This window comes from Vibrio sp. FF145, from assembly GCF_041439075.1.
In the GTDB taxonomy this organism is placed as follows: domain Bacteria; phylum Pseudomonadota; class Gammaproteobacteria; order Enterobacterales; family Vibrionaceae; genus Vibrio; species Vibrio tasmaniensis_A.
The window spans coordinates 19352-46193 of sequence record NZ_JBGONH010000042.1 but is presented as its reverse complement, the minus strand read 5'-3'; the positions used below and the strand labels follow the sequence as shown (position 1 = coordinate 46193).

Genomic DNA, 26842 nt, shown 5'->3' with positions numbered 1-26842 from the left:
ACCTTTCGTGGTTAAATTTTGTTCGAGATAAAAGCGTTTTAATCGCGGCGAGGGATATGTAGCCTAGTCATTCTAAGCAAATCTCCCTCAACAAAGAGTAAAACGCTGCAAAAATCAGCTCGAAAGATCAACACGCCCTAGCTAGTTTGATCCTTGAGTGTCTGGAATCCAAAGTAAATTCGCATGAATGTAGTTAGCCAGCACGCGGTGCCAAAGGTGTAGGCGATAACAGCAAAGTGTTGAGGCCAAATACAGAACGCGATGAAACAAGCGATGGTTTCAGTGCCTTCGGTTAGCCCTGACATGTAGTACAGAGACTTATGCTTATAGACTGGGTTTTCGATGCCTCGTTTGCCTGCCATCACGGCAAACGCCAAAAAGCTGCTGCCAGTACCGATAAAAGAGAAGATCAAAAACGCACCGGCAATGGCGTTGTGTTCTGGGTTCGCAATAACAAAGCCAAAAGGAATTAACGAATAGAAAAGGAAATCGAGACTGATGTCGAGAAAACCGCCCGCATCGCTGATGCCTTGGATTCGAGCCAAAGCCCCATCAAGCCCATCACATACTCGGTTGAACACAATGAAGCCTAGCGCCCATTCGTATTGTTGAAATGCCAACGCCGGAAACGCTAAACACCCGACCAGAAAGCCAAATAAGGTGGTTTGATTTGCCGTGATACCGAATTGACTCAGCAACTTAGCTGATTGGTTTAATGGCCACTTAATGACCTTGATGGAGTACTTATCCAGCATGATGACTTCTCCATGGCCAAGACAGCACTTGCGCCCCTTGAGGTACGTCAGCTTCGTCGTGCGTGACCATTAATGTTGGGATATTTGCTTTCGTCAGCTGTTCGAAGACCCAATCGCGAAATTGTGCTCTTAACTCTTGGTCTAACTTACTAAACGGTTCGTCGAGTAGGGCGAGCTTCGGCTTCGCTAATAACATACGAGTTAAGCTGATTCTTGCACGTTGACCGCCAGATATTTGATCCGGGAAAGACTCTGCCAAGTGAGTTAGCTCTATGTCTTTTAGTGCAGCCATCGCTTGCTGTTGACGAGCGGAGCCCTTAATTGAATTAGGCAGAGAGAACGCCAAGTTTTCCCATACCTTGAGGTGAGGGAACAACAAGTCATCTTGAAAAAGAATACCGACTTCACGCTGATGTGATGGAAGGTCATCCAGCTGAATGTCGTTCAAAATAACGGTGCCAGAATACGAAAACTCATCATTTAAGTGCCCAGCTACGGCGTCCAACAAGGTCGATTTTCCGCAGCCGCTCGGCCCCATCAAAGCCAATACTTGGCCTGATTCTAATGTTACGTTTAGCGCTGAAAACAGCGATACACCATCGTTTTTACGGATGGCGAGGTCGTTGAGGTGCAGACTCATTCGTTAGAAAACCTTTAAAAGTAAGACGGCGATATCTGAGTTGAAGTCGGCTGACTAATATCGCTAAAGAGAAAAAGAACAGAGGCAATAGGGCCTGCCAAATGGCATAGATAGCTGTCACTCTGCGGTCGAAACCACTGGTAAGGGCAACGGCTTCTGTGGTGATTGTGCTAATACGGCCCGCGCCGAGCATCAAGGTGGGTAAGTACTGAGCCAAACTTACGCTGATCCCGACCGCCCAAGCAAAGGCAATAGCGGGTAACAAGATAGGCAGCTTGATGGAGTACCAGCTTTGAAATGGCGATTTACCCAAGCTCAACGAGGCTTTTATCAGGCCGTCATTGAAGCTTTTCCAAGGGCCATCCAAAGACAGATACACAAACGGGAAAGCAAAGAAAACATGCGCCCAAATTACCCAAAATTCATAGGCGCTGCTGCCGATATAAAGCGTGGTCACTTGCATGCCGAACAATACCGAGAGTTGAGGTATCAACATGGGAATCGCGATAATAAAGCCCGGAACTTGCCACTTGTATTTGATTCGGTACTCATGAGCTACCAGCGCGAGTAATAAAGCAACGGAAGCGGCAATAAGGCCAATCCACAAGCTTTGCCCGACGGTGCTCATGATGCCATCCCACTCAAACTCCCAGAAACGCATGCTGTAGCGACTTGGAAGTAAATCAGGGAAACGCCAACGTTGGGCAACACTCCAAATCCCCATTAGTGGAATGATCAGTAGTGACAATGCAGCAAGCACTGCGAAGATCGTTTTTCCTGGAAGGTTAATACCTGTTCTTCCTGAATATTGCCAAGTTCTAAAGTACTTGAGAATTGCCCATTCGATTAGACGCGCTAGGGCGATGATCAACGAAGCTAAACCGAATAAAACGATGGCGCCAGCGGCAGCTCGTGGCAATAGATTAAGGTCTGGGTCGTTAAACCATTGCCATACCAAAACGGCAAAGGTCGGCGGATTGGTTGGGCCAATGATCAGAGCGATGTCGACAACCGATACGCTGTAAGCAAGCACCGCCAACATAGGGAAGCGAAGCTTGGTAAACCATTGTGGGAAAATACACTTCCACCAGATCTGAGCACGGCTATAACCCAGAGAGGCACTGACCTTAGTGATGCGTTCAACATCGATTTGTTGAAGTATCGAAATGCTCATCAGCAATAAGAAGGGCACTTCTTTGAGTGCGAGCATAATGATTAGGCCAAACGCGTAAGGATCTTTTATCAGCAAAGCCAATTCAGAGCTTGTAGCCGATTCACCAAGTAAGTGATGCACGGCTCTTGCGCCAAGCCCTGTTGGGCTAAACAGAAAAGCAAAGCCGATAGCGAAAGCCACATGCGGAATGGCAAGCATTGGCGATAGCGTTAGCTCAATCTTTCTCCAAAACTTGTTTCCCCAAGAAGCCTGAAGAATACAAAAGGTCAGGAAGCAGGCAATGTAGCTGCTGGCGACCGCTGAACCTAGGCTCAAACCAATAGAGTGCCAAGCCCCTTCCCATTGAAAGACTTGGTTAAAACCGTTGAGTGTTGGTTCCTCTAAACCTAGGGGCGGGATGAAACTCAGTGACGAGGCCACTACTCCCGCTACCCCAGGAATCGTAGGGATAATGCACACAGCTATAACAACATAATATAGAGCGCGTAGCATGAATTTTAGTTACCGTATCGCTTAAGCCACTCTTTCTCGAGCGCGTTTTGCCAGCTTGGGTGTGGTTCATCAATCGATTTAAATTGTTGAGTATTCTTAGCGCTACCAGTCAGGTACTTGCTACTTAATACAGAAGGATCACCCCAAACATTGAGGTCGCCTTTGCGCGATTGTGCTTCTGGGCTCAACAAGAAGTTGATGGTTACCTGAGCGCCAGCACTTGCATTAGCATTCCAAGGAATCGCAAGGAAGTGAATGTTAGACAGAGCACCGCTTTCTAGAGCATAGGCCTTGGTAGTTTCAGCTAGGCGGCCACTTGATTGTGCTGAATAGACAGAATTTGGGTTAAAGGTAATCGCTAAATCGAGCTGACCATCATCCAGAAGTTGGATACTTTCCGATGTGCCCGCTGGGAATTGTTTACCACCGCGCCATGCCACTTTATGGAATTTATCTAAGTAAGCCCAAAGTGGTGCAGTAACTTCTTGGAAGTTGTCTTCCGAAACAGGTTGAGCCAGTGCAGGGTTGTTGTCTGTTAGCTCAATCAGTAGAGACTTGATGAAGCTGGTGCCATGAAATTCAGGTGGGCGAGGGTAGCTTAAGCGGTTAGGGAAAGCTTGAGCGTAGCTCAACATCTCTGAAAACGATTGTGGCGGATTGTTTAGTGTCTCTTGGTCGTGGATGAACACAAGTTGTCCGACGCCCCAAGGTGCTTCTAAGCCTTCGGTTGGCTCCGAGAAATCGACATCAATTGGTAAAGATTTATCAACGTACTTCCAGTTTGGAAGTGATTCTGTGAATGGTCCAAATAACAGCGCATTGTCTTTCATCGAGCGGAAGTTCTCACCATTAATCCAAACGATATCGACACTGCCTTCGCTGTTCTTGCCTGCGGCTTTTTCTGCAAGTAGTCGAGTAGTCGTTTCAGCAATGTCGGTTACTTTTACATGCTTTAAGGTCACACCGTAGTCACTTTGTAACTCCTTGCCTGCCCATTGTAGGTAACGATTAATTTCTTGGCTTCCGCCCCAAGCGTGAAAGTAGACAGTTTGTCCCTCTGCCTGCTGTTCTATTTGGTTCCAGCTATTGGTTGATGTTGCTTCATCAGCGTAAATGGCTGCGCTGTATGCAACGGTTGCCATGATTCCTAACGTACTTACTATCTTGTTCATAAACTTTTCCATTTGGTAGTGAACGGGCAAGAGCATTGTTATTTCGAACTCCCTACAGTTATTCTATCTGTTTCTGAAATAATTTCTAATTCAACAGTAAATTCAATCAATTACTTAAGGGCTCTTACCATCCTAGCAACAGACCGTTGAACTGATGAATTTATTGCACTCAAATGATAGATTTTTTAGGTTTATTGGAGGTTGGTACGAAAAGTAAGCGATGAGTGTCAGTTTTGAAGGAATCATGAGTGTAAAAAAGCAATAAAAAAGGAGCCACTAGGGCTCCTTCAATCAATATTTGGTTTCTCTGACTGATTAGTTTACCCAGTCACGAATTGTGTACGTTAGCGTGTGTACATCGTTTTTCAATACTAGCGTATCGTTTGTTAGTGTTACGTCGCTCCACTCGCTTAGAGTCGCGGAAACCGATTGTTCGATTTCCATTGCTGAGCCGTGACACATTTTCATGGTCATGCCCATTTGCTTAATGCGGAATTGACCGTCTTTTAGTTCGCCTTGACCGAAGAAGTTGTTACAACCAGCCATGCCGTTTGCCGTCATCTTTTCGCCGATCTCTAGACGAGGTGTCGCTTGGTATTCGCTTTTCTCAATGTTCTTGCCATCAATTTGCGCAAGTTCCCAATTATGGTGCTGTAGATCGGTTGGTGTTACTTGCATCGCGTTATCACCTGTTGTTGTGCATGCTGCTAGCATCATAGGTAAAGCGGCTACTGCTAGTAATTTTTTTGAACTAAACTTCATATTATAAGGCTCCAAAGGAAAGAACGAAGTTACCGAATAAGTGTAACTTGATGGGTTCAAAGTATAGTTTACAAAACACTATATGTGTCAGTATAAGGTCATAGTTTAGTATGGATTTCATGAGCTAGGCGACAAATTAATCGCTTATTTTTGAGATAGTAAGCGTAATTTTGATTATGTAAGGAGGCGCGGTGGAGCAGCTAGAGTTTTTCCAAGTTCCAAGCCCTTGCGTGGGGGTTTGCTCAAGCGATGACAAAGGCTATTGCAATGGCTGTATGCGTAAAAGGGAGGAGCGCTTTAATTGGATGTCGATGACGCCGTCAGAACAGTTACACGTCATAAAGCTGTGTCGTCAGCGCTATAGAAGAAAAATAATGAAGCAAAAAAATTTGGTTGGTAAGTCGGTTGACGAAGAGGGAAGTACAAGTCCCCAAAGAGATCTTTTCGGCTAAAGAGGAAGTATTGAAATTTTATTTAACCTCGAGGTAACTATTACTTTACATAATGGTTGGGGTGTAATATTAAGGTAGGTACCTTTGTACCTGAAGGAGTGGTGTCGGTATGAATAAAAAGAACGGAAAATTCAAAAAAGAGCCAGTTAAAGCACTGGATCGTAAACCGATCGGGGCGAAAGATGACCCTGAAGAGGCTCCGCGTGATTGGCATTCGATGTCAGAAGAAGAACGAATGGAAATCCTTTCTCACCTTTCAGACATGCCTTTTCAATAACATCACTGGTTCTTCAGAGTCTTTCTTAAAGCCCTGTTTTCTTAAATAAACAGCTTTCTGAAATAAACATATTGCTAAACAAACATGTGATTCGCTTTCGTTACACCACGATGGTACGTGCAAAATGTATCATCGGCTTCGGTGGTTTTACTGTGAATTTTAATGTTTGTGATCACTTCTACAGCCCCTGCATCGTAGCAAGCTTGTTCTGCTTTTTTAACGATATCTAACAGTAGGTTGAGTTCACCTTTCATCGTGGTTTCCATAGCTCCGACTTGGAAAGGCACATCGGCAGCTTTCACAACTTCAATTGCTTTATCAACCACTTCGAAGTTGTTGCCTTCTTTAACGCGAGGGATCACTTGGAAGGCAACCATCACTTCTTTTTCTCTTTTTAACTCAGGCACTTTCTGCTTACTCTTGGATAGGGAATTGTTGCAGATGATAGGTTAATACGGATATTAATTCTACAGCTAACGATGCTGTTCTATCGACTATATCAGTGACTAGAGATATAGGCTTACTTGCTACCCCAATGGTCGCTAACCCAACCACCAATATGCTCATCAAAATGACTGCCACTGAATCTCTGGTTACGTTCCACCGAGGTATCACAGTCATCTTTGTTGTCTATTAGGTTTTGTATGTAGTTTGCCATCGGGTCATTAGAACGCTGACGATCTCGGCGAGTAGCCACTTCCTTAATCAGTTGTAATCGATATGTAGAGCTTGCACGTTTCATTTCAATGACCTCCCGGTTTTTAGACACTAATAGAAAAATCTAGTTGTCAGATATAGGGGCGTCAACGTGATTTTAGAGTATTTTTTTTGAGCAACCAAGAATCAATACCTTGGCATCATAATTCATAAAAGTGTCATTTAGGTTGGCATCTTTATGGAGGTTTGAGGGCATAAGTTTGTATTTTGGTCCTGCTAATATGAGATCAACCATAAAAAAGCCCAGTGCAAACTGGGCTATTCGATTTTCTGTGGTTACTTTGAATAACAGGTTATTTCGAAGAACTTGGTTTGCTCTTAAATTGCTTAACACTCTTCTTTTTTGCGGTTCTTCGGTTAGCCATTTTGTCTTTAGGCGGACGTTTACGAGCTGTCGCTTCAGATGCAGGTTTGTCTGTAACTGGGAAGCCTTCCAACGCTTGTAGCATAAGCGGTTTATTGGTCAGAGTACGAATTGCATTCAGGTAGTCAGTTTCGCTGTGGCTAACCAGAGAGATCGCGCTGCCAGTACTTCCTGCTCTTGCTGTGCGACCAACTCGGTGTACGTAAGTCGCCGAATGCGATGGCAAATCAAAGTTAATTACGACAGGTAGTTGATCAATATGGATGCCTCTAGCCATAACGTCGGTGGCGATAAGCGCACGAGTCTTGCCATTTTTGAAACTCTCTAATGCTTGCTCTCGCTCTTCTTGGCTCTTATTTCCGTGTAGCGCATTCACACTTATTTTGGCTTTACTCAATCGCTTGGTTAATGCATCTGCATTGTCTTTTGCGCCAATAAATACCAATACCTGCGACCATGCGTGCTGATTGAGTAGGGCGATCAGCGCTTGAGCTTTACTGCCTTTGTTCACTAAGTACAGAGTTTCTTCAATAGCCGCGACCACACTGTTTTCTTGATGCGTCGTGACCTTTACTGGATTAACAAGAAGCGCCTCAGTCTGACTGATCAGCTCTTTTGGCAGCGTAGCCGAAAACAGCAGTGTTTGATGCTTTTTAGGAAGAGCAGAAATAATGGTTTGAACATCTGGCCAAAATCCCATGTCGAGTAAACGGTCTGCCTCATCAAGAACTAAAGACTTGCATTGGGTTAGCTCGAGCTTGTTCTCTTGAATAACGGCATGTAGGCGGCCAGGAGTTGCGATCACGAGTTGTGGCTTTTCTAACAATTGCTGTTGCTGGCTCTCAATATCAACTCCACCAGTCAGTATCACCGTTTTGATATCAAGTGTGGTTGCGATGGGTTCTAGTGCTTTGGCTACTTGAGAGGCAAGTTCACGGGTTGGAACAATGATTATCGCTTGTAGTTCATTTACATCATGCTTGATGCTGTTCAGCAAAGGTAAGCCAAATGCCAACGTTTTTCCGCTACCCGTTTGAGCCAACGCCAGCACGTCTTTCCCCGCAATAATTGTAGGAATTACCGCTTGCTGTATCTCTGTCGGCTTATTGAATTGAGATGGGATCGCGGAGACGGTTTTTGGGTTAAGGGCTAGGCTATCAAATGACATAAATGAACCAAGTATCAAAAGGGAGGTGGAGTCTAACAGGGCTGCAAATGTTAGAAAATCAGTTTTGTAACGTTACACGATAAACGCTCTCATTTTATGCGTGAATTATGTATGTTAGCCATACGCGATAATTAAACGTTCATCATATTGTAATCGCATTGAATGGACGTACAATGTCCGCCCTAAAAATGTTCATGAAATGAGTTCAAAATGAGTTGGGACAGTATATCGCTGTTTATTGTTATCGTGTTTTTTATTGCCATTATTCCAGGCCCTAATGCTTTGCTGGTATTAAGCACAGCCTTAACTCAAAGGAAGCTGTTCGCATTTGTCAACGTGTTGGGCGTGTCATGTGGTTTCTTTTTTCACGCCTTTATCTCGGCCAACGGCATAAGTTTGTTATTGTCGAACACCCCAATGGCCTTTGAAGGGCTTAAGTGGGCTGGGGTTTTGTATCTTGTCTGGCTTGGGTATAACCATTTTCGCGTGGCCCTGCGTGCTCAAGAGGGTGTACTTTATGCGGTAAGTGCATCGGGAAGTAAGCTATACAATCAATTTTTCAAAGGGCTCCTCACTAATCTACTGAATCCTAAAATCGTCCTGTTTTATCTTTCTATATTCCCTCAATTTGTTTCAAAAGATGCGATTGTGACAGACAGTTTGATGCTTGGTGGGATTCAGGCGACAGTAGTGTCGATGTGGTTCTTGATTGTGATCTTAATGGCGGATACGTTCAAGCGCTTGTTGGTTCAAAAGCGAACCTCACAAATGATGAACATTGTTTGTGGTGTTCTATTTGTGGGCTTTAGTATTCAACTAGCATTGTTTCAGCTCTGAGGTAGTGGTGCTAAGAATGGGGCATATACCATATTCTATTCAGTTCTCATTTTTTACTGAATCCTCAGGAATTTTAGAGTCTCTTCATAAATGGCTAAAGCATTGCTATGTAAAGTCGATATAATGGACAGTCATCAATTGGATGAATGTGTATGTTTCGAGCTTAGAATTGAAACAGAAAACAACGGATAGTTAGCTTGTTCATTTTTACCAAGAAACAGAAACATGAAACAAAGATAGGGAGTCATCGATGAGTGAAGAGTCATTCACCCAGAAACGTGAGTATTACCGCCTGAAGTACCCTAAAAAGGCGCGCCCAGTGATACGAATCAAAGATGAACTTTTTCATGTCAGTGAAGTTTCTGAAAAAGGCGTGCGCTTGATGATGAGTAACATCATCCCGGTCTATCGAGGCTTCTCAATGGCAGGCACTTTATGGTTGCATGGTAATAACAGCATTGATATTCGTGGTTCTGTATTGAGGCAAGAAGGCGATGAAGTGATCGTTCTGTTATCACAAGGCCCGAGTTTCAAAGATATGGTGGCTGAACAACGACACATTAGGCAAAGGTACCCGGTTTTCTTCGCGAACCTCAGAGTGGCATAAGCAAAGCTTCTAAACGCCTAAAACCCAAGTAACTCATCGTTATCTGATATAAAAAGCCCAGCACTTTGACGAGTGCTGGGCTTTGTCATCTATATGAACAAACAACTTCTAAAGACAAACTAACGAGTTTGTTTCGTCTTATAGCTCGTCTACTGTTGCCCAAACCGCTGCTAGCATGTCGTGACCAAATGCAACACTGCGCTCTGGAGACCAACCGTACAGTTCGTCAGCGTGGCTGATGTGATCTTTAAATGGCATCTCGACAGTGTATGCCAAACACTTGAACTGTTCGCCGATCCAGTTTGTGCCGACGGTCATATTTGCTTTGCCCGGTTCGTCTTTATCGTAGCCAAATTCATCTTGGAACTCTGGCGTGATAGTCAGAAGAGCTTGCTTGAAGTGATTCTCTAGTTTTGCAATGCGCTCATTGTATGAAGGCGTACCTTCACTACCAGCAACAAAGTTATATGGAATCGCTTCGTCGCCGTGAATGTCTAGACAAAGGTCAACGCCAGTTTCTAGCATGCGCTCGCGAACAAAGAAAACCTCAGGGCTGCGTTCCATAGAAGGTGACTGCCATTCACGGTTTAGGTTAACGCCAATACCGTTAGTGCGTAGGTGACCACGGATGCTGCCGTCTGGGTTCATGTTAGGTACAACGCGGAATACAACGCTGTCTAGAAGTGAACGACCAACTGTGTCTGTTTCATCAAGCAAGCGTTGTAGCAGACCTTCGATCAGCCATTCAGCCATGGTCTCGCCCGGATGTTGGCGACCAATAACCCAGATGTTTTTCTTCTCTGCACTTGGCTCACCGATGGTTAGCAAAGTGATGTCGTTGTTATCTAACGTATGGCCCAGAGTTTCTAGCTTACAAGCAGGGTGCGTTTGAGCACTGTGCAAGAGATCTTGATGACGATCGTATGAATACGGTGCGAAGTACGCGAAGTACATTGAATCGTGTTCAGGAATGATATCAAAGCTTAAAGTGTCGCCATCGAATTGAGATGGAATGCGGAACCACTCTTCACGGTCATACGATGCAACCACATCATAATCTTTCCAGCCTTCAGGGTAGGCAGATGTTGCCAATTGGCCGATTTCAAAGTGGTGAGCTTGTTGAGCTTCACTTTCTAAGCGGAAATGAAACCATTGTGCGATTTCAGTTTGATTATCCGCTGGAATAGTTAGTTGAATGTTTTGTGGTGAATCTGCTGAAACGACGTGAATGTTGCCGCTTTCGAAGTTGCTGAAAATTTTCATTGTAGTTTTTATCTCGTAGTTGAGTTGCCGTAAGATTAGCACACTTTTTTTCGAGCAAACCACTAACTAAATCGTAATGAGATGTTATTTCAGCTATCTGTTTTTTAGCTGCCTACTTTTAAATCGACAGCTATTTAACGGTTAACTTTGAGCTATCGACGTTGGCAGGTCGTGCAACCACGACAGGCAGAACGTGTATAGCGATCGAGTTTACTGCGTTGCACCTTACAGTACGCGTTTTTCAGCGCTCTTCTTCCAGCAAACCAATCATCGGGTTTTGACAGAATCAGATACCCGTTAAAGCGCTTCACAAGCTCGGTTCTATTTTGGTCGATGAACTTGCTATCAAACCCAATTTCAAAGTAATCAAGCGCTTGTTCAATCGAAGTGAAACTCGCTATTTTTTGTTGGAATTCTGTTTGGTTCATGCCTAATTCAATGCCGTAATTTTGCAAATATTATAGGCGGGTTCGTTACTCCTTATCTTGATTTTAGTGCGATTTAAATAGGAAGGCGTGTAGTTATTTTTAGTTGAATTTTATAAATGAGATTGGCTTTATTTGTTTTGTGAATATCAAACCAATTGGTTTGATATTCACGGTTATAAGTGAGTTGTATTGAAGTCTCATTGCTCACTTTCTTTATTGTCAATAAAGACAATTTATGACGTGAATCAATAGTGACTACCCCTAAAGTATTATTCTGATCGCAATTGTTACTAATTGTTGAAGATGATTTCTAAATATGTCTATTAAAAAACGATATATCGCTCTTATTGCCGCTGTTGGTATAGGTATTGGTTGGCTAACGCTGGGCGGTACTGCAGCCGTTATGCACTACACATCGAGTACTGAGTTCTGTACTTCTTGCCACACTATGCAAATTCCGTATGAAGAATATGAAGGTTCAATCCACTTCAGCAATGCAAAAGGCATTCGAGCTGAGTGTTCTGACTGTCATATTCCTTCTGATCCAATTGACTACGTAATCACAAAAATTCGTGCGTCTAAAGATATTTATCATGAGTTCGTAACCGGCAAAATTGATACAGAAGATAAATACGAAGAACATCGTATGGCAATGGCAGAAACAGTGTGGGCACAACTGCGTGAAAGCGATTCAGCCACGTGTCGTTCTTGTCATACTTTCGATGCGATGGACAGCTACGAGCAATCTGAAGATGCAGCAAAAATGCATGAGTACGGACAAGAGAATAATCAGACTTGTATCGACTGCCACAAAGGTGTTGCTCACTTTGCTCCTGAGCCAGAAATGGACAGCGAAGCCTTTGATAATTTGATGGCATTCACCGAAAAAACAGACCCGAATGCGAAAGTCGTTTACTCAGCAGAAACCATCAGTATTGGTGACCTTGGCACTATTAATCCAACGGCACGCCTAGATGTGAAAAGTGTTGAAGGTACTGAGCGCACAATCGAGTTGCATGCTTACCAAATGAAGGGTGCAGAACAGGTGCTTTACTACGGCGAAGGTCAGCGCTCAATCGTTGCGATGCTGACAGACCAAGGGCAACAGAACCTTGACGTTGGTGATTTTAAAACGGATGCGTACGGCAATGAATGGCGAACGGCGGTGTTAACCGCGAACGTTGATGCGCCTGTACTGGATTCACTCGAGCCAATCTGGGAGTACGCTGAAGAACTCGACAACGTTTACTGCTCGACATGCCACGCAAAAATTGGCGCGAACCACTTCACCGTTAATGCTTGGGGCCCTGTTGCAAAAGGCATGGGCGAAAGAACTGACATTTCAGACCAAGATTTAGAACTTCTTACTAAATACTTCCAGAACCACGCAAAAGATGTGGCTGGCCACTAAGAAACAAAAGGGAAATAATTATGACAGATATTACTCGTCGCGGATTCCTCAAAGGATCGGGCATGGCTGCTGGTGCGCTGGCATTTACATCATTGACGCCAATGACAGTATCAGCTGCGAATAAGCGTGGTAAAGGTGTATTAACTGCAGGCCGCATGGGACCGATGTTGTGTGAAGTAAAAGATGGCAAGTTGGTTTCAACGACTAATGCTCTGGCACAAACAGTGCCAAACAGCTTGCAAACGACAGGCCCTGATCAGGTTCATACCAAAGCGCGTATCAAATACCCAATGGTACGTAAAGGTTTCCTAGACAATCCATCGGCGCCAACAGGCTCTCGTGGTGATGACGACTACGTTCGAGTGTCTTGGGATGAAGCTTATAAGCTGATCCACGAACAGCAAACGCGTATTCGTAAAGAGAACGGACCTGAATCTGTATTTGCGGGCTCTTACGGTTGGCGTTCAAGTGGCGTACTGCATAAAGCACAAACGTTGCTGCAACGTTACATGAGCTTGGCTGGTGGTTACTCTGGTCACTTAGGTGATTACTCAACGGGCGCGGCACAAGTGATCATGCCGCACGTAATGGGATCGATCGAAGTTTATGAACAGCAAACCACTCACCCTGTGGTACTAGAGAGCTCAGACGTTGTTGTGTTGTGGGGTATGAACCCAATGAACACGCTTAAGATTGCATGGAGTTCAACCGACTGTTCAGGCCTAGAGTTCTTCCATCAACTTAAGAAGTCCGGCAAGACAATCATCGCGATTGACCCTATGCGTTCCGAAACCGTTGATTTCTTTGGTGACACAGTTCAGTGGATTGCGCCGCGCCCAATGACCGATGTCGCAATGATGATGGGTATCGCGCACTCTTTAGTTAAGAAGGGTAAGCATGACGTAGAGTTCCTGAATAAGTACACCAGTGGTTACGATAAGTTTGAAGCGTACCTAATGGGTAAAGAAGACGGTGTTGAAAAGACGCCAGCATGGGCTGAAGAGATCACAGGCGTTCCTGCGAAACAACTTGAGCTTCTAGCAGACATCTTTAGCCAGAACCGCACTATGCTTATGGCGGGTTGGGGCATTCAGCGTCAACAATACGGTGAGCAACGCCACTGGATGATTGCGACGTTAGCTGCAATGCTTGGTCAGATTGGTCTTCCTGGCGGTGGTTTTGGTCTGTCTTACCACTATTCTAATGGTGGTAACCCAACACGCGATGCTGGTGTATTACCTGCGATTTCAGCTTCGATCGGTGGTGGTTCTTCAGCAGGTAACGACTGGGCAGTTTCAGGTGCGGTGAACAGCTTCCCTGTTGCTCGTATTACAGAAGCACTGGAAAACCCAGGCAAATCATATATGCACAATGGTCATGAACTGACGTTCCCTGACCTGAAAATGATTTGGTGGGCGGGCGGTGGTAACTTTACTCATCACCAAGATACCAACCGTTTGATCAAAGCGTGGCAAAAACCTGAACTTGTGGTTATCTCTGAGATCTACTGGACTGCAGCGGCTAAGCATGCGGATATTGTATTGCCAATCACTACGTCATTTGAACGTAATGATATGACGATGACAGGTGACTACAGTAACCAACATTTAGTACCAATGAAGAAGGTAGTTGAACCTCAAGGTGAAGCGCGTAACGACTTTGATGTATTTGCAGATATGTCTGAGATGATCAAAGCCGGTGGTCGCGATGTCTTTACTGAAGGTAAAGACGAAATGGCTTGGTTGAAAGGCTTCTACGATGCAGCGCAAAAAGCGGGTAAATCTGCACGTGTACGTATGCCTAAGTTTGGTAAGTTCTGGGATGATAACCAGCTTATTGAAATGAAATACAACAAGAAAGCTGCACAGTTCGTTCGCCATGCTGATTTCCGTAAAGACCCTGTGATGAATCCGCTAGGTACACCAAGTGGTAAGATCGAGATCTTCTCTAAAACAATCGAAGGCTACAATCTTGCGGATTGTCCAGCGCATCCAACGTGGATTGAGCCTACAGAGTTCTTTGGTAAAGCGAAGAGTGATGAACTTCAGTTGATGACAGCGCATGCGGCCCACCGTTTACACAGTCAATTTAACTATGCAAAATTGCGTGAAGAGTACGCTATTGGTAACCGTGAACCTATCTCCATTAACGTAGAAGACGCGAAAGTACGTGGCATCAAAACCGGAGATTTGGTTCGTGCATATAACGATCGTGGACAAGTACTGGTTGGTGCATTAGTGACTGATGGTATCAAACAGGGTGCTGTATGTATCCATGAAGGCGGTTGGCCAGATTTAGATAAAGAGACAGGTTTATGTAAAAATGGTGGCTGTAACGTGCTCACGTTGGATATTCCAACTTCTCGTTTGGCAAATGGTTGTGCTGCGAATTCTGCGCTTGTGAAAATTGAAAAATACACAGGCCCAGCATTAGAACTGACGGCATTTGATCCACCTAAAAATGGTTAATCTCTAACGAGAAACAATCACCAGAATAGAGCCAGCTTTAATCGCTGGTTTTTTTTATGATCTTTTTTGCGTCATAGAGACTATTACCCAGTGTCGAGTAGACAACTCATATTAATCAACGACATCACAGCGAGAGATAAGATCAATGAATCGAATCAATCCAAAGAAACTACTTCGCAGTAAATGGACGGCCGTTAGCCCAGTAAAGAAAGAAAAGCACTTTATGATCACTGAGGTCGAATTCGAAGAAGGGGAGGTCATTCGTTGCTTAATAGAAGCGGTGATGACGAAACGAGAAGAAGACATTAACTGGCGCGATCTAACCGATAAGGATCATTGGCTTCCTGGTTGGAAATAAGTGTATCAAGTCGAGGCGATCTGCTTGATACACTTGTATTAATTACCCGACGCAGCAAGCCCTTGCCAGTATTTAAGGCCTTCTAACACACCCTCTGCATGTGTTGCTCTGCTGGTGTATACGTTATCTCGATCGGACAGGTGAGCGATCTCAGGGTAATGATTCGCGACCAATATTGAATTTACGCCATCTATGGTTAGCATCGAGGTGTCGTTCGCTGAGTCGCCAGCCACGCATACCTCTTCAATGCTTAACTGATGTTGTTTAAGTAGATGATGAATCGCTGTGGCCTTGTTGACCCCCTTAGGCGTGATATCTAAGTACCAATCGTGGGAATAAGTAAGGTGTACATCTAAACCGTGTGATTCCAGACGAGATACGATCAGCTCATGTTGAGGCTCTGAGAGTTTTCCTTCGAAAGTGATCTTGTAGTCCCCTTGATGGCTCTCTAAGCGCTCTCCCATGAAATCGAGCGATGCAAGTGCAGACTCAACCTTTGACTTGTTCCAAGATGCTTCTAATTGATTGTGCCAGGTGTGATCCGGCGTTTGGGAGTGCTCGTGATGAATTCTCGTGCCTACGTCGCTGATAATCGTGTGTGGTTTCGGGTAGTTGTCAGAAGCTAAACCCACACGAATTGAGGGCAGTGTTCTACCTGTCGCGATGATAAAGCGGATATCCGGTTGCTTTGTTAAGTAGTTAAACAACTGATCAACCCCATGAGACGAGCCGCCATCAAGCGTGCCATCAAAGTCACACACCAGCATTTTTATCATTCTAATACCTGTCCTTTTATCCGTCCGAAAGAGTGCCCAACCTTTAGATAAAGAATGGAACAGCAATGTGTACTCTACAAGTTGTCTTTCGGCCTAGGTAATCGACTTTTGACAGTTTGCAGCAAGTATCACAGTTGGTGTTATGTCTTCTATATCGGAGATGAAGGTATCAATCCGATCTGTGCCTAATTGGACGGACTCTATCCAGATTGCCCTTCATATGTGTGTAAAAGTCATTGGGAGTGCGCGCCTCGTGATGGTGTTAATTTACCAGTCTTGGTGGCGTTTAAACTCTCTTAATTGGTTTGTATTCGAATTATTTGTACACGAACTATTTGTGCATATTCTTGGTCTATTTAGCCTATTAATTGTTCTGATGTGAAATAAATATTCAATAATCTATCTGTAAGTAATACATAATGCCGCAGGTGTTGAGTGTGATTTAAATTTCTTTATTATCAATATTTTGCTTTGTATTGGCTTGATATTTGACCTTTGTTTGGGCTGGGGTTTTAACGGTTTTTCATTGGCTTTACAGAACGACGCCCCTTGATTTGCATGGGTTAATTGCTTAGAGTGCTAATCGTTTTTCGGGTTTAAATAACCGTTTTTAAGTTTAAATAATCGGTTTTGAGTTTAAATAACTATTAGTTTAGATAACTAAGAAAGGATTAGATTACATGGATCCCATACTGGAAGTTAAGGGACTGTACAAGGTGTTTGGTGAAGACACCGACCGTGCTTTTACAATGATTAATGAAGGCGCGAACAAAGATAAAGTTTTCGAAGAAACAGGGTTAACGATCGGCGTTAACGATGTTTCTCTTAGCATTCAAGAAGGCGAGATTTTCGTCATAATGGGACTGTCAGGATCTGGCAAATCAACCCTAGTACGCCTTCTTAACCGCTTGATTGAACCTACCAAAGGTAATGTGCTTCTTCGAGGCAAAGACATTGCCCACACCTCAGAAGATGAGCTCCGCGAAGTCCGTCGCAACAACATCTCCATGGTTTTCCAAAACTTCGCATTGATGCCTCACATGACAGTGATTGAAAACGCCGCCTTTGGTCTTGAACTAGCGGGTGTTGAAGTCGATAAGAGAAAACAGTCAGCATTTGAAGCGTTGGAACGAGTCGGTCTCGGGCCGTATTCAGAATCTTACCCTGATGAATTGTCTGGCGGTATGAAGCAGCGTGTTGGTTTGGCTCGTGCTCTAGCATGTGACCCTGATATCTTGTTGATGGATGAAGCATTCTCGGCGCTCGATCCTTTGATTCGTACTGAAATGCAAGATGAGCTTATTCGCCTTCAAAATGACGATAAACGAACCATTGTTTTCATCTCCCATGATTTGGATGAAGCGATGCGAATCGGTGACCGTATTGCCATTATGCAAAACGGTGAGGTGGTTCAAGTGGGTACCCCAGACGAAATTCTTAACAACCCAGCGAACGATTATGTCGAAGCTTTCTTCCGCGGTGTGAATGTAGCAAGTGTTCTTACGGTGAAAGACATTGCACGTAAGAAGCCAGCGGCGGTATTTAAAAAATCAGAACATGACGGCCCAGCGTCCGCTCTACAAATCTTGATGGATAACGACCGTGAATACGGCATTGTTGTTGAGAAAAGCAGTCGTTACTCCGGCATTGTCTCTGTTGATTCCCTTCGTAAAGCACACAAAGAGAACAAATCACTCGTCAGTGCGCAGCTCGATGATGGCCTAACGCTGAACCCTGATTTACCAATCAACGATGTGCTTGGCCTTGTTGGCGGTGTGCCTTACTCCGTTCCTGTTGTGGATGAGCAAGGTAATTACTTTGGCGTGGTAACTAAGTCGCGACTGTTACAAACATTGGATAAGGGGTAGATCATGTCGTCTGAACAAACAAATAATGACCCATGGTCTCAATCAGCTCCAGCAGCTCAACCTGCAAGTGATCCTTGGGGTCAAGCAGCGGATACCTCACCATCAGCAGATTGGTTAAGCAGCGAAACAGTCGAAACGACACCTTTTGATCCACTTAACCCTTTTGCAGAAGCAGTGTTGCCCGTCGACACTTGGGTAGAGTCTGGACTGAATTGGTTAGTTGAGCACGGACGTCCATTGTTTCAAGCAATCCGTGTGCCTATCGATTTCATTCTAAGTTCATTTGAAACGGCGTTGGTGTCGACACCTGCACCATTCATGTTGATCATCTTGTTTTTAGTTGCATGGCAGTTTTCGAACCTGAAGCTTGGTTTGGCTACAGCCGTTTCTTTGACTTTTATTGGCTTGATTGGCGCTTGGTCTGAAGCGATGACCACGCTTTCACTGGTCATGACATCGGTATTCTTCTGTCTGCTGATCGGCTTACCCATGGGGATATGGCTCGCCCGCAGCAATACCGCGGCTAAATTCGTACGCCCAATTCTCGACGCCATGCAAACGACGCCAGCCTTCGTTTATCTTGTACCCATCGTAATGTTGTTTGGTATCGGTAACGTTCCGGGTGTGGTGGTAACCATCATATTCGCACTTCCTCCTGTTGTACGTTTGACTATCTTGGGTATTCAGCAAGTACCGGAAGAGTTGATCGAAGCGGGTCACTCATTCGGTGCCAGCAAAAAGCAGATGCTTTACCGAATTCAACTACCACTTGCACTGCCAACCATCATGGCGGGCGTGAACCAAACACTGATGCTGTCGCTATCGATGGTGGTTATCGCATCAATGATCGCGGTAGGTGGATTAGGTCAAATGGTACTGAGAGGTATTGGCCGACTGGATATGGGATTGGCCGCTGTTGGTGGCCTAGGCATTGTTATTCTTGCAATCCTACTTGACCGCATTACCCAAGTTCTTGGGGTAAATGCAGGTAATACAAAATTACGCTGGTATCACATGGGGCCTGTTTCCCTTGTGCTAAAAGCTTTAAATCGCGGTAAACAATCAGAACTACAACTAAGGAAAAACACCAATGAATAATTCATGGAAGAGTAAGCTAGCCGTTAGCATCGTTTCGACACTGGCTGTATCAACGAACGTGTGGGCTGCAAGCTTACCGGGTGAAGGTGTATCAGTTCAGCCCGTTCAATCTTCAGTTGCTGAAGAAACGTTCCAAACACTGATTGTTAACCGTGCTTTAGAAGAGCTTGGTTACGATGTGAAATCAACGCAAGAAGTGGACTACAACGTAGCTTACACTTCTATCGCAAAAGGTGACGCAACGTTCCTAACCGTAGGTTGGTTCCCACTACACGCTGACAAATACAAAATGGCGGGTGGCGATGACAAATTCTACCGTGAAGGCCAATATGTAAGTGGTGCCGCTCAAGGTTACCTTATTGATAAGAAAACCGCTGAAAAGTACAACATCACTAACATAGGTCAATTGACTGATCCAAAAATCGCTAAGCTGTTTGATGCTGATGGCGATGGCAAAGCAGACCTGACGGGCTGTAACCCTGGTTGGGGTTGTGAGATGGTCATCGAACACCAAATCTCTGCATTTAAATTGGACGATACCGTTACTCACAACCAAGGTAACTATGCAGCGATCATCGCAGATACGATTTCACGTTACCAAAAGGGCGAGTCAGTTCTTTACTACACGTAGACACCTTATTGGGTAAGTGGTGTATTGGTTCCTAACGAAGACGTAGTTTGGTTAGAAGTTCCATTCTCTTCACTTCCGGGTGATCGTGCGAATGTTGATACTACTTTGTCTAACGGTAAGAACTACGGCTTCGAAATGAACTCGATGCGTATTATTGCGAACAAAGAGTTTGCTAAGAACAACCCATCTGCGGCGAAGCTTTTTGAAATCATCAAACTTAACATCAATGATGTAAGTGCTCAGAACATGATGATGAGTAAAGGTAAGAACAGCTCGGCTGATATCGAAGCGCACGTAAACGGTTGGATCAAAGCGAACCGAAATACGTTTGATGCTTGGATTACAGAAGCGAAGAAAGCGGCACTATAACGGTTGTTTTTCGTAAGCAGTCGATAACAGGCTGGAATAAAAAGAGAAGGCCGGTAGTCTGATTCAGACTACAGGCCTTTGTTTTTCTAGCGACATAACTATTTTCTAGCGACATAACTATTTTTTAGCGACATAACTACTGTTATCGCATTATTTTTTAAAGCGGCTTGTTCTTTTAAAAGCGAGCAGGCTAGCGTTCGCCTTGAACCTCAAAATCATCGCTGATTAAACGAGCGCAACCATCCGCTTCTAGTGCCCAGTGCTCACGATGCACAACACCAAATGCTTTGTTCATTGTCCAACTAGCCGTCAAAATGTAGCCTCCTTCTGGGTGCTCTTCCCATTTAACATCGGTGTAATCAACGTCTTTGAAGCCTTGGTCGATGATGTTTTGCCAAAATGCTTGAATCGCTTCACGACCTTCAAAAGTGCCAAATGGACGCGCTTCCATTACACAGCTTTCAGCATATTGATTCGCACAACCTTTCGCATCTTGGCTGTTGAATGCTTTCTGCCACGCGTTAATGCCTTGCTTACATGCTTCTAAAATTTGGTTGTTTAACATTGTCTTTCTCCATAACAGTCTTCTTTCAAACACTGTGTCTTTGATTTGGTTATCTCGATAAGTTGGATTCAGTTTAGCCTTGGAAATTAAGTTGAAAAACAGAGATAATAGAAAATACTGTATGTAAAAAGAGAACAATAAGATGAGTAAGCTAAAGCAGATGTCGATTTTCGCTCATATTGTAGAGCAGGGTTCAGTATCAGCTGCGGCTGAAAAGCTTGAGTTGTCTAAGTCCGTCGTTAGTCAGCACCTCAAAATTCTGGAACAAGAGTTAGGGGCTTCACTTCTCAAGCGCACAACACGCAGACAAACTCTGACTAGTATGGGTGAACGTTTTTATTTGAGTTGCAAAGACATCAACGTGATTGCTGACTCGGCTTGGGATATGGCCAAAGCTGAGCTAGAGGAGCCACAAGGTCGAATTCGAATTACTGCTCCGAATGCGTTGATGGATTTATTGGTCGCGCCTGTTATTGCAGACTTGATGAAGCAATACCCGAAGTTAAAACCCGAGCTGATAAGCGATGATCAGCACTTAGATTTCATGGAACACAATATTGATCTCGCAGTACGAGTGGGCAGTTCTCGTGACAGTAACCTAAAGCAGAAACGCTTGGGCGAGTTTAAAGACGTGTTGTGTGGCGTTGAAAGCATGCGTTCTCGTGAGCTTGAATCTATTCCTTACATTGCTAACTCATGGCAAGGTAAGCAAGTCTCTCATCACTTTACTTCTCAAACAGATCAAAACTTTATTTACCAACAACAATCAAGCTGCACTACGAACTCCTTTCATAGTTGTCTCGCGTTGATCAAATCTGGCGTTGGCATGGGTGTGATTCCAGACTTCTACCTTCATCAGCTATCCGATGAGGTGGTCGACATCATGCCAAGTTTTCAATTACCAACCAACACGGTTTATGCGTTGAACCCATTCGCCTCAAACACACCGATTGCCATCAAACTGTGCGTCCAAGCGTTGGAAGAGAAGCTCAAACAGAACTTTGTTTAAAACCAATTCGATAAGTCAGTGATTTAGTAAAGAGGCTTAAAACCAAACTTGCCTAATAGATTGCTCAAGAGTGAAGATACAAAAACATAAAGACACTAAAAAGCCCGAGTATAAACTCGGGCTTTGAATAGTTTTCTTTATAACTTATGAGGAGCTAGATTGCCTGACGAAGTTGGAAGTAACGTCCTTCTTCGTTTAACAGTTTCTCGTGAGAGCCGTGTTCTACAATCTCGCCTTGTTCAATCAGAACGATAGAATCCATCGTTTCCAGACCAATCAAACGGTGCGTAATGAAGATAACCGTCTTGCCTTCGAAGTGCTTCTCGAACAGCGTCATGATGCTGTGTTCTGTTTGCTTATCTAAGCCTTCTGTCGGCTCATCTAGAAGCAGGATAGGAGCATCATGAAGAATCGCGCGTGCGATACCAATACGGCGCTTCTCACCACCAGACAGTTGACGACCACCGTCACCTAACCAGCTATCAAGTGCGTTGTTCTCAAGCAGCTTTTCTAGGCCAACGTCTTTTAGGATATTCGCTAAGTGATCATCGGTCGCTTCTGGTCTTGCAATCAACAAGTTGTCACGCAAAGTACCATTTAGAATGTCGACACGTTGGCTTACTACACTGATTGATTCACGAAGCTGCGATTCATTCCACTGCGTCAGTTCAATACCCGCGATTGAGATATAGCCCTTTTTAGGATCCCAGTAGCGAGTCAGAAGCTGAATCAGAGTCGATTTACCAGAACCCGTTTGACCCACAATCGCAACCTTGTTTGTTGCAGGGATGGTTAGGTCAACAGCGTTCAGAACACTACGCTCAGAATCAGGGTAGTTGAACGTCACGTTTGAGAACGTAATATCAAGCGGCTTGTTGATGTCGAGTTTCTCTTCAGCAAACTGAACTTCAGGCTCTGACAGAATCACTTCATTCAAGCGACGAGCAGAAGACAGAGTTTGACCTAAATGCTGGAACGCGCCTGCGATAGGCATCAGCAGTTCAAAACTTGCCATGGTTGCGAATGCCATTAGCGCGATGAACGGATCTGGTGCATTACCACCCACACCGTCAGCCGCAAGCCAAAGCATAAGAACCAGCGTCAAACCGTTGAACAGCATTAGCGCTGCTGAAGCCATACCGGTTAGGTTGGCGTTTACAAACTGATTTGCCATCAGCTTGTGTTGCGTTTCTAGAATTGCATTACGGTAACGTTCTTCTGCACCGAATAGAGTCAGTTCGCTGTAGCCTTCAATCCAATCGAGTGTAGTCACACGAAGATCAGCTTTGTTCTGTGTCAGTTCACCGCCGTTACGCTTGCCCAGCTTGTAAAACAAGATTGGCCAAACCAACAGCATGATCAGAAGGATAGAACCCAAGATCAAACCAAGCGAGCTATCGAACCACATCAAGAATAGAGTCAGGAAGAAAATCCCGAACACACCAACCGTCACTGGGCTTACTAAACGTAAGTAAACGTGATCCATGGCGTCGACATCAGCAACCAAGCGGTTCAGTAGGTCTGCGTCACGAAGGTTTGAGATACGACCTGGGATCAGCGGAGCCAGCTTCTTGAAGAAGAAGATACGCAGATCAGTTAACAATTTGAATGTTGCATTATGGCTGACAACACGTTCACCCCAACGACCCGCAGTACGGCTCATTGCCAAACCACGTACACCACCACCCGGCAGCATGTAGTTGAAGGTTTCACGCGCAATCGTAAGGCCTGCAACCGCAGAAGCTGAAATGAACCAGCCTGATAGCGTTAACAAGCCGATAGAAGCCGACAGAGTAGCAAAAGCCAATAGCATGCCTAGCGATAGGCCAAACCAATGCTTTTTATAGAGTTTCAGGTAAGGCAGTAAATCACGCATCTAAATTACCCTTATTATCTTGTTGAGCTAAGTTCGCGTTCAGCATCTCTTCAAACAAACCACCCGCAGTCGAAAGCTGAGAGTAATGACCTTGTTCAACCAGACCACCATCGCGCATAACCAGAATATTATCGACTGATTTAAGAGGAGCGAGTTGGTGCGTCACAAGTAGGGCAGTGCGGCTTTCAATGTTGCTATTGATGCCTTTCATCACTAACTGTTCGCTACGAGTATCTAGGCTGGCTGTTGGTTCATCTAGCAACCAGAACTGACCGTCTTGAATCATTGCGCGAGCTAGTGCCAAACGCTGAGATTGACCAACAGACAGGCCGCCAGAGCGATCAGAAATCATGTAATCCAAGCCGTGCTCGTTTACAAATTCGCTAGCAAATGATTGCTCAAGTGCATTCTCGACAACTTGGTCAGCGATATCGTGCTTACCTAGAGTGACGTTGTCACGAATGCTGCCGTGCAACAACAATGGGTTTTGACCAACCCAGCTAATCGTTTTACGCCAAGAGGCTAAGTCTAAGTCACGCAGTTCAACGCCATTGATTTTCAAGCTTCCTTCATAAGGCATGAAACCAAGAATAGCGTTGATCAAACTCGTTTTACCCGCACCACTTGGGCCAACTAACGCAGTTGCTTGGCGAGTGTTCAAGGCGAACGAAATAGGGCCAACCAATTGAACACCTTCAGGGCTTAACACTTTGAGATCTTGAGCCTCAATATTGATGCCTTGAGCCGGGTCGAGTTGAGTGTCGCCTGATTTTACCTTAGTGATGTCGGTTTCTAAGAACTCGACAATACTTTCGGCTGCACCAACCGCTTGTTGCTTCGCGTGGTAAAAAGTACCTAAATCACGCAGAGGTTGGTAAAACTCTGGTGCTAAAATAAGGATAAACAAACCCGCGAATAGCGTAATGCCAACACCATAGTGACCGAAGTTCAGCTCACCGATGTAGGTGAAACCAAAGTAAACCGCGGTCATCGCGATAGAGATCGACGTGAAGAACTCAAGTACCGCAGAAGACAAGAAAGCGATTTTCAACACATCCATGGTACGCGTTCTGAACACTTCAGATGCACCTTTAAGTACTTCTGTTTCAGCGTTGGTGCGGTCAAATAGACGGATAGTCGTCATTGACTGTAAACGGTCGTAAAAGTGACCGGAAAGGCGCTGCAGCGCTTTGAAGTTTTTACGGTTCGCATCGGCCGCTTTCATCCCCACAAGCGCCATGAACATCGGCACCAGTGGAGCAGTCAGCAAGAAGATCAATCCTGCTGCCCAGTTTACTGGGAACACCACAACCAAAATAATGAATGGAATCATTACCGACAGAGACATCTGAGGTAGGTAACGAGAGAAGAAGTCTTGCATGTCTTCTACTTGTTCTAGCAACAGCGTTGCCCACGTACCCGCAGGTTTGCCTTTGATATAAGCAGGGCCTAACTCGCGTAACTTATCAAGGATGAGTTGCCTGATGTAGATCCGGATCTGTTCACCACAGCGATAACCTGCGATTTCACGTCCCCATGTACAGCCAGCACGGCCAACGACCGATAATGCCAAGCCTGCGAAATGACCAACCAGTTCAGATTTATCGACATTCTCGATGATCAGCTGGTGAAGAATAGAGGCGAGAAGAGCTGCTTGAGCAATTAAAAACACGCTTGAAAGTACGCCAAGGCTAATCGCAATCATAAGCCAGCGTTTCGCTAACTTACTCTGTTGCTTAAGCCACTTGTTCAAGCTGCGTTGTTTTTTCTTATCCATTATGAAGGCTTAATGATAATTATTATTTGTTGAGGGCGGCTAGTATACAAAAGAAAGCCCAGTGGATATACCACTGGGCTCTAGGGATTTACAACAAAATGTGATGACGCCCTGCATCTACTGAGGCGAGAGCACCGATAATCAAATCTGCAATCTCAGATTTACTTATCGTTAAGGCTATCTAGGAAGCGTTCAGCATCCAGTGCAGCCATACAACCTGTACCAGCAGAAGTGATTGCTTGGCGATAGTTGTGGTCCATTACATCACCTGCAGCGAACACGCCTGGGATGCTAGTTTGCGTTGCGTTACCTTTAAGACCAGACTGAACGATGATGTAGTCATCTTTCATGTCGACTTGGCCTTTGAAGATTTCAGTGTTTGGTTGGTGACCGATAGCAATGAATGCGCCCATTACTTCGATGTCTTCTGTCTTATCAGACTGAGTATCTTTAATGCGAACGCCCGTTACGCCCATATCGTCGCCCAGAACTTCGTCTAGCGTGCGATCAGTGTGGAGAACAATATTGCCGTTCTCTACTTTGTCCATTAAACGCTTCACTAGGATCTTTTCAGCGCGGAACGTGTCACGGCGGTGAACTAGGTGAACTTCAGATGCGATGTTAGATAGGTAAAGTGCTTCTTCAACAGCCGTGTTACCACCACCTACAACCGCCACTTTCTGGTTGCGGTAGAAGAAACCATCACACGTTGCACAAGCAGAAACGCCACGGCCTTTGAATGCTTCTTCAGAATCTAAACCTAGGTACTTAGCCGATGCACCCGTTGAGATGATCAATGCATCACACGTGTACTCGCCAGAATCGCCTTTAAGACGGAAAGGGCGGTTAGATAGGTCGACTTCGTTAATGTGGTCGAACAGGATCTCTGTTTCAAAGCGCTCTGCGTGTTCTTTCATGCGATCCATCAGTGCTGGACCCGTTAAACCTTCAGCATCACCCGGCCAGTTTTCCACTTCTGTAGTGGTTGTAAGCTGACCACCTTGCTGCATACCAGTAACCAGTACTGGGTTTAGGTTTGCACGAGCAGCGTAAACTGCAGCTGTATAGCCAGCAGGGCCAGAACCAAGAATCAATAAATTACAGTGCTTTACGTCGCTCATGAGGACTCCGAAATTGAAATTGTTTTTATTTATAATCGCTTAGGATTGTATGGAAAATATGGAGGCAATAAAAGTGTAAACAAGGGCTGAAGTGTAATTAATCGTTATAGTTTAGAACTTAATGGAGACAAACGTTTTCGTGGCTGGAAGATCAGTGAAAACACGTAAAGGCTTTAGGGTATTGGAATGAGGGCTATGGCTGAGTTTAGTAAACTAGATGAGGTGTCATTCTACTAATCAAACTTACCTTACGTTGATTTGAAGTCGACCTTGAAGAAGCTTGTATGTTTTGGCTTGCACTAGGGAAGTTACGGCCTCTGAAACTCACAATTGGACATAAATCATTTAGATTGGAAAACCTAAATAACATTCACTGTATTAGTTTATGTATCTCAACTCGACTACCG

At 44.7% G+C, this 26842-nt stretch carries 25 protein-coding genes and 1 pseudogene; 11 read left to right on the top strand and 15 right to left on the bottom strand.

Annotated elements, in window-relative coordinates:
• Positions 1-137: 137 nt before the first annotated feature.
• From ACED42_RS15850 to ACED42_RS15830, 5 genes are all read right to left on the bottom strand, one after another.
• Positions 138-755, bottom strand: coding sequence for a CDP-alcohol phosphatidyltransferase family protein (locus ACED42_RS15850; RefSeq protein WP_017099429.1), 618 nt, complete (start codon positions 753-755; stop codon positions 138-140).
• Complete coding sequence (locus ACED42_RS15845; protein WP_012603669.1) at positions 745-1395, bottom strand: ATP-binding cassette domain-containing protein; 651 nt, start codon at positions 1393-1395, stop codon at positions 745-747. Before ACED42_RS15845 ends, ACED42_RS15850 begins: the two co-directional genes overlap by 11 nt.
• Complete coding sequence (locus ACED42_RS15840) at positions 1361-3061, bottom strand: ABC transporter permease (RefSeq protein WP_102250054.1); 1701 nt, start codon at positions 3059-3061, stop codon at positions 1361-1363. The genes ACED42_RS15845 and ACED42_RS15840 overlap by 35 nt, the downstream gene beginning before the upstream one ends.
• A 5-nt stretch (positions 3062-3066) precedes the next feature.
• A complete protein-coding gene (locus ACED42_RS15835) occupies positions 3067-4233 on the bottom strand; it encodes an ABC transporter substrate-binding protein (RefSeq protein WP_029224023.1) in 1167 nt (388 codons plus the stop codon).
• 315 nt (positions 4234-4548) lie between these two features.
• A complete protein-coding gene (locus ACED42_RS15830; RefSeq protein WP_371703283.1) occupies positions 4549-4995 on the bottom strand; it encodes an META domain-containing protein in 447 nt (148 codons plus the stop codon).
• 191 nt (positions 4996-5186) lie between these two features.
• Here ACED42_RS15830 and ACED42_RS15825 point away from each other — a divergent pair, with 191 nt between their 5' ends.
• Both ACED42_RS15825 and ACED42_RS15820 read left to right on the top strand, forming a co-directional pair.
• A complete protein-coding gene (locus ACED42_RS15825; protein ID WP_017098649.1) occupies positions 5187-5447 on the top strand; it encodes a DUF1289 domain-containing protein in 261 nt (86 codons plus the stop codon).
• Between the two features lie 109 nt (positions 5448-5556).
• Positions 5557-5724, top strand: coding sequence for a hypothetical protein (locus tag ACED42_RS15820; protein WP_017099427.1), 168 nt, complete (start codon positions 5557-5559; stop codon positions 5722-5724).
• Positions 5725-5798: 74 nt separating this feature from the next.
• Here the strand turns inward: ACED42_RS15820 and ACED42_RS15815 are convergent, their stop codons facing one another.
• From ACED42_RS15815 to ACED42_RS15805, 3 genes are all read right to left on the bottom strand, one after another.
• A complete protein-coding gene (locus ACED42_RS15815; protein ID WP_032555230.1) occupies positions 5799-6101 on the bottom strand; it encodes a thiamine-binding protein in 303 nt (100 codons plus the stop codon).
• Between the two features lie 143 nt (positions 6102-6244).
• Positions 6245-6466 (bottom strand): hypothetical protein, encoded by a 222-nt coding sequence (locus ACED42_RS15810; RefSeq protein ID WP_009846448.1) that lies wholly within the window; start codon positions 6464-6466, stop codon positions 6245-6247.
• A gap of 268 nt (positions 6467-6734) precedes the next feature.
• Positions 6735-7973 (bottom strand): DEAD/DEAH box helicase, encoded by a 1239-nt coding sequence (locus ACED42_RS15805; protein ID WP_371703282.1) that lies wholly within the window; start codon positions 7971-7973, stop codon positions 6735-6737.
• A gap of 210 nt (positions 7974-8183) precedes the next feature.
• Here ACED42_RS15805 and ACED42_RS15800 point away from each other — a divergent pair, with 210 nt between their 5' ends.
• On the top strand, positions 8184-8810 hold the full coding sequence (locus ACED42_RS15800; RefSeq protein ID WP_371703280.1) for a LysE family translocator: 627 nt from the start codon (positions 8184-8186) through the stop codon (positions 8808-8810).
• 250 nt (positions 8811-9060) lie between these two features.
• The gene (locus tag ACED42_RS15795; protein ID WP_012603678.1) at positions 9061-9417 is read left to right on the top strand and encodes a hypothetical protein; all 357 of its coding nucleotides are present in this window, start codon (positions 9061-9063) and stop codon (positions 9415-9417) included.
• 138 nt (positions 9418-9555) lie between these two features.
• Here the strand turns inward: ACED42_RS15795 and ACED42_RS15790 are convergent, their stop codons facing one another.
• Complete coding sequence (locus tag ACED42_RS15790; protein WP_041472773.1) at positions 9556-10680, bottom strand: M14-type cytosolic carboxypeptidase; 1125 nt, start codon at positions 10678-10680, stop codon at positions 9556-9558.
• Between the two features lie 152 nt (positions 10681-10832).
• Entirely contained in the window at positions 10833-11108 is a 276-nt protein-coding gene (locus ACED42_RS15785; protein WP_371703278.1) for a nitrogenase-stabilizing/protective protein NifW, read from the bottom strand.
• A 316-nt stretch (positions 11109-11424) separates the two neighbouring features.
• Between ACED42_RS15785 and ACED42_RS15780 the strand changes: the two genes are divergently transcribed.
• The 3 genes from ACED42_RS15780 (at position 11425) to ACED42_RS15770 (ending at position 15345) form a co-directional block, all read left to right on the top strand.
• Positions 11425-12519, top strand: coding sequence for a NapC/NirT family cytochrome c (locus ACED42_RS15780; RefSeq protein ID WP_102250602.1), 1095 nt, complete (start codon positions 11425-11427; stop codon positions 12517-12519).
• 20 nt (positions 12520-12539) lie between these two features.
• Positions 12540-14987: a molybdopterin guanine dinucleotide-containing S/N-oxide reductase gene (locus tag ACED42_RS15775; RefSeq protein WP_371703276.1), complete on the top strand. Its 2448-nt coding sequence runs from the start codon at positions 12540-12542 to the stop codon at positions 14985-14987.
• A 145-nt stretch (positions 14988-15132) separates the two neighbouring features.
• A complete protein-coding gene (locus ACED42_RS15770; RefSeq protein ID WP_009846453.1) occupies positions 15133-15345 on the top strand; it encodes a TIGR02450 family Trp-rich protein in 213 nt (70 codons plus the stop codon).
• 38 nt (positions 15346-15383) lie between these two features.
• Here ACED42_RS15770 and ACED42_RS15765 read toward each other — a convergent pair whose 3' ends face one another.
• Positions 15384-16121 carry an HAD-IIB family hydrolase gene (locus ACED42_RS15765; RefSeq protein ID WP_371703274.1) on the bottom strand — a complete coding sequence of 246 codons (738 nt, stop codon included), beginning with the start codon at positions 16119-16121 and terminating at the stop codon, positions 15384-15386.
• Positions 16122-16801: 680 nt separating this feature from the next.
• Here ACED42_RS15765 and proV point away from each other — a divergent pair.
• The 3 genes and pseudogenes from proV to proX all read left to right on the top strand — a co-directional run bounded on the left by proV (position 16802) and on the right by proX (position 20087).
• Positions 16802-17989 (top strand): glycine betaine/L-proline ABC transporter ATP-binding protein ProV, encoded by a 1188-nt coding sequence (gene proV / locus ACED42_RS15760; RefSeq protein ID WP_009846455.1) that lies wholly within the window; start codon positions 16802-16804, stop codon positions 17987-17989.
• Between the two features lie 3 nt (positions 17990-17992).
• Complete coding sequence (gene proW / locus ACED42_RS15755; protein WP_017098640.1) at positions 17993-19087, top strand: glycine betaine/L-proline ABC transporter permease ProW; 1095 nt, start codon at positions 17993-17995, stop codon at positions 19085-19087.
• Positions 19080-20087: pseudogene (gene proX / locus ACED42_RS15750) on the top strand (glycine betaine/L-proline ABC transporter substrate-binding protein ProX). The gene proW and the pseudogene proX overlap by 8 nt, the downstream one beginning before the upstream one ends.
• Positions 20088-20277: 190 nt before the next feature.
• Here proX and ACED42_RS15745 read toward each other — a convergent pair.
• Positions 20278-20652 carry a nuclear transport factor 2 family protein gene (locus ACED42_RS15745; protein ID WP_269334875.1) on the bottom strand — a complete coding sequence of 125 codons (375 nt, stop codon included), beginning with the start codon at positions 20650-20652 and terminating at the stop codon, positions 20278-20280.
• A 142-nt stretch (positions 20653-20794) separates the two neighbouring features.
• Between ACED42_RS15745 and ACED42_RS15740 the strand changes: the two genes are divergently transcribed.
• Positions 20795-21661, top strand: a complete 867-nt coding sequence (locus ACED42_RS15740; protein WP_269334874.1) for a LysR family transcriptional regulator — start codon at positions 20795-20797, stop codon at positions 21659-21661.
• A gap of 154 nt (positions 21662-21815) precedes the next feature.
• Here ACED42_RS15740 and cydC read toward each other — a convergent pair whose 3' ends face one another.
• The 3 genes from cydC to trxB all read right to left on the bottom strand — a co-directional run bounded on the left by cydC (position 21816) and on the right by trxB (position 26435).
• Positions 21816-23537, bottom strand: coding sequence for a cysteine/glutathione ABC transporter ATP-binding protein/permease CydC (gene cydC, locus ACED42_RS15735; RefSeq protein ID WP_371703271.1), 1722 nt, complete (start codon positions 23535-23537; stop codon positions 21816-21818).
• Positions 23530-25314 carry a cysteine/glutathione ABC transporter permease/ATP-binding protein CydD gene (gene cydD, locus ACED42_RS15730; RefSeq protein ID WP_371703269.1) on the bottom strand — a complete coding sequence of 595 codons (1785 nt, stop codon included), beginning with the start codon at positions 25312-25314 and terminating at the stop codon, positions 23530-23532. Before cydD ends, cydC begins: the two co-directional genes overlap by 8 nt.
• Positions 25315-25475: 161 nt before the next feature.
• Positions 25476-26435: a thioredoxin-disulfide reductase gene (gene trxB / locus ACED42_RS15725; protein WP_371703268.1), complete on the bottom strand. Its 960-nt coding sequence runs from the start codon at positions 26433-26435 to the stop codon at positions 25476-25478.
• Positions 26436-26842 lie beyond the last annotated feature (407 nt).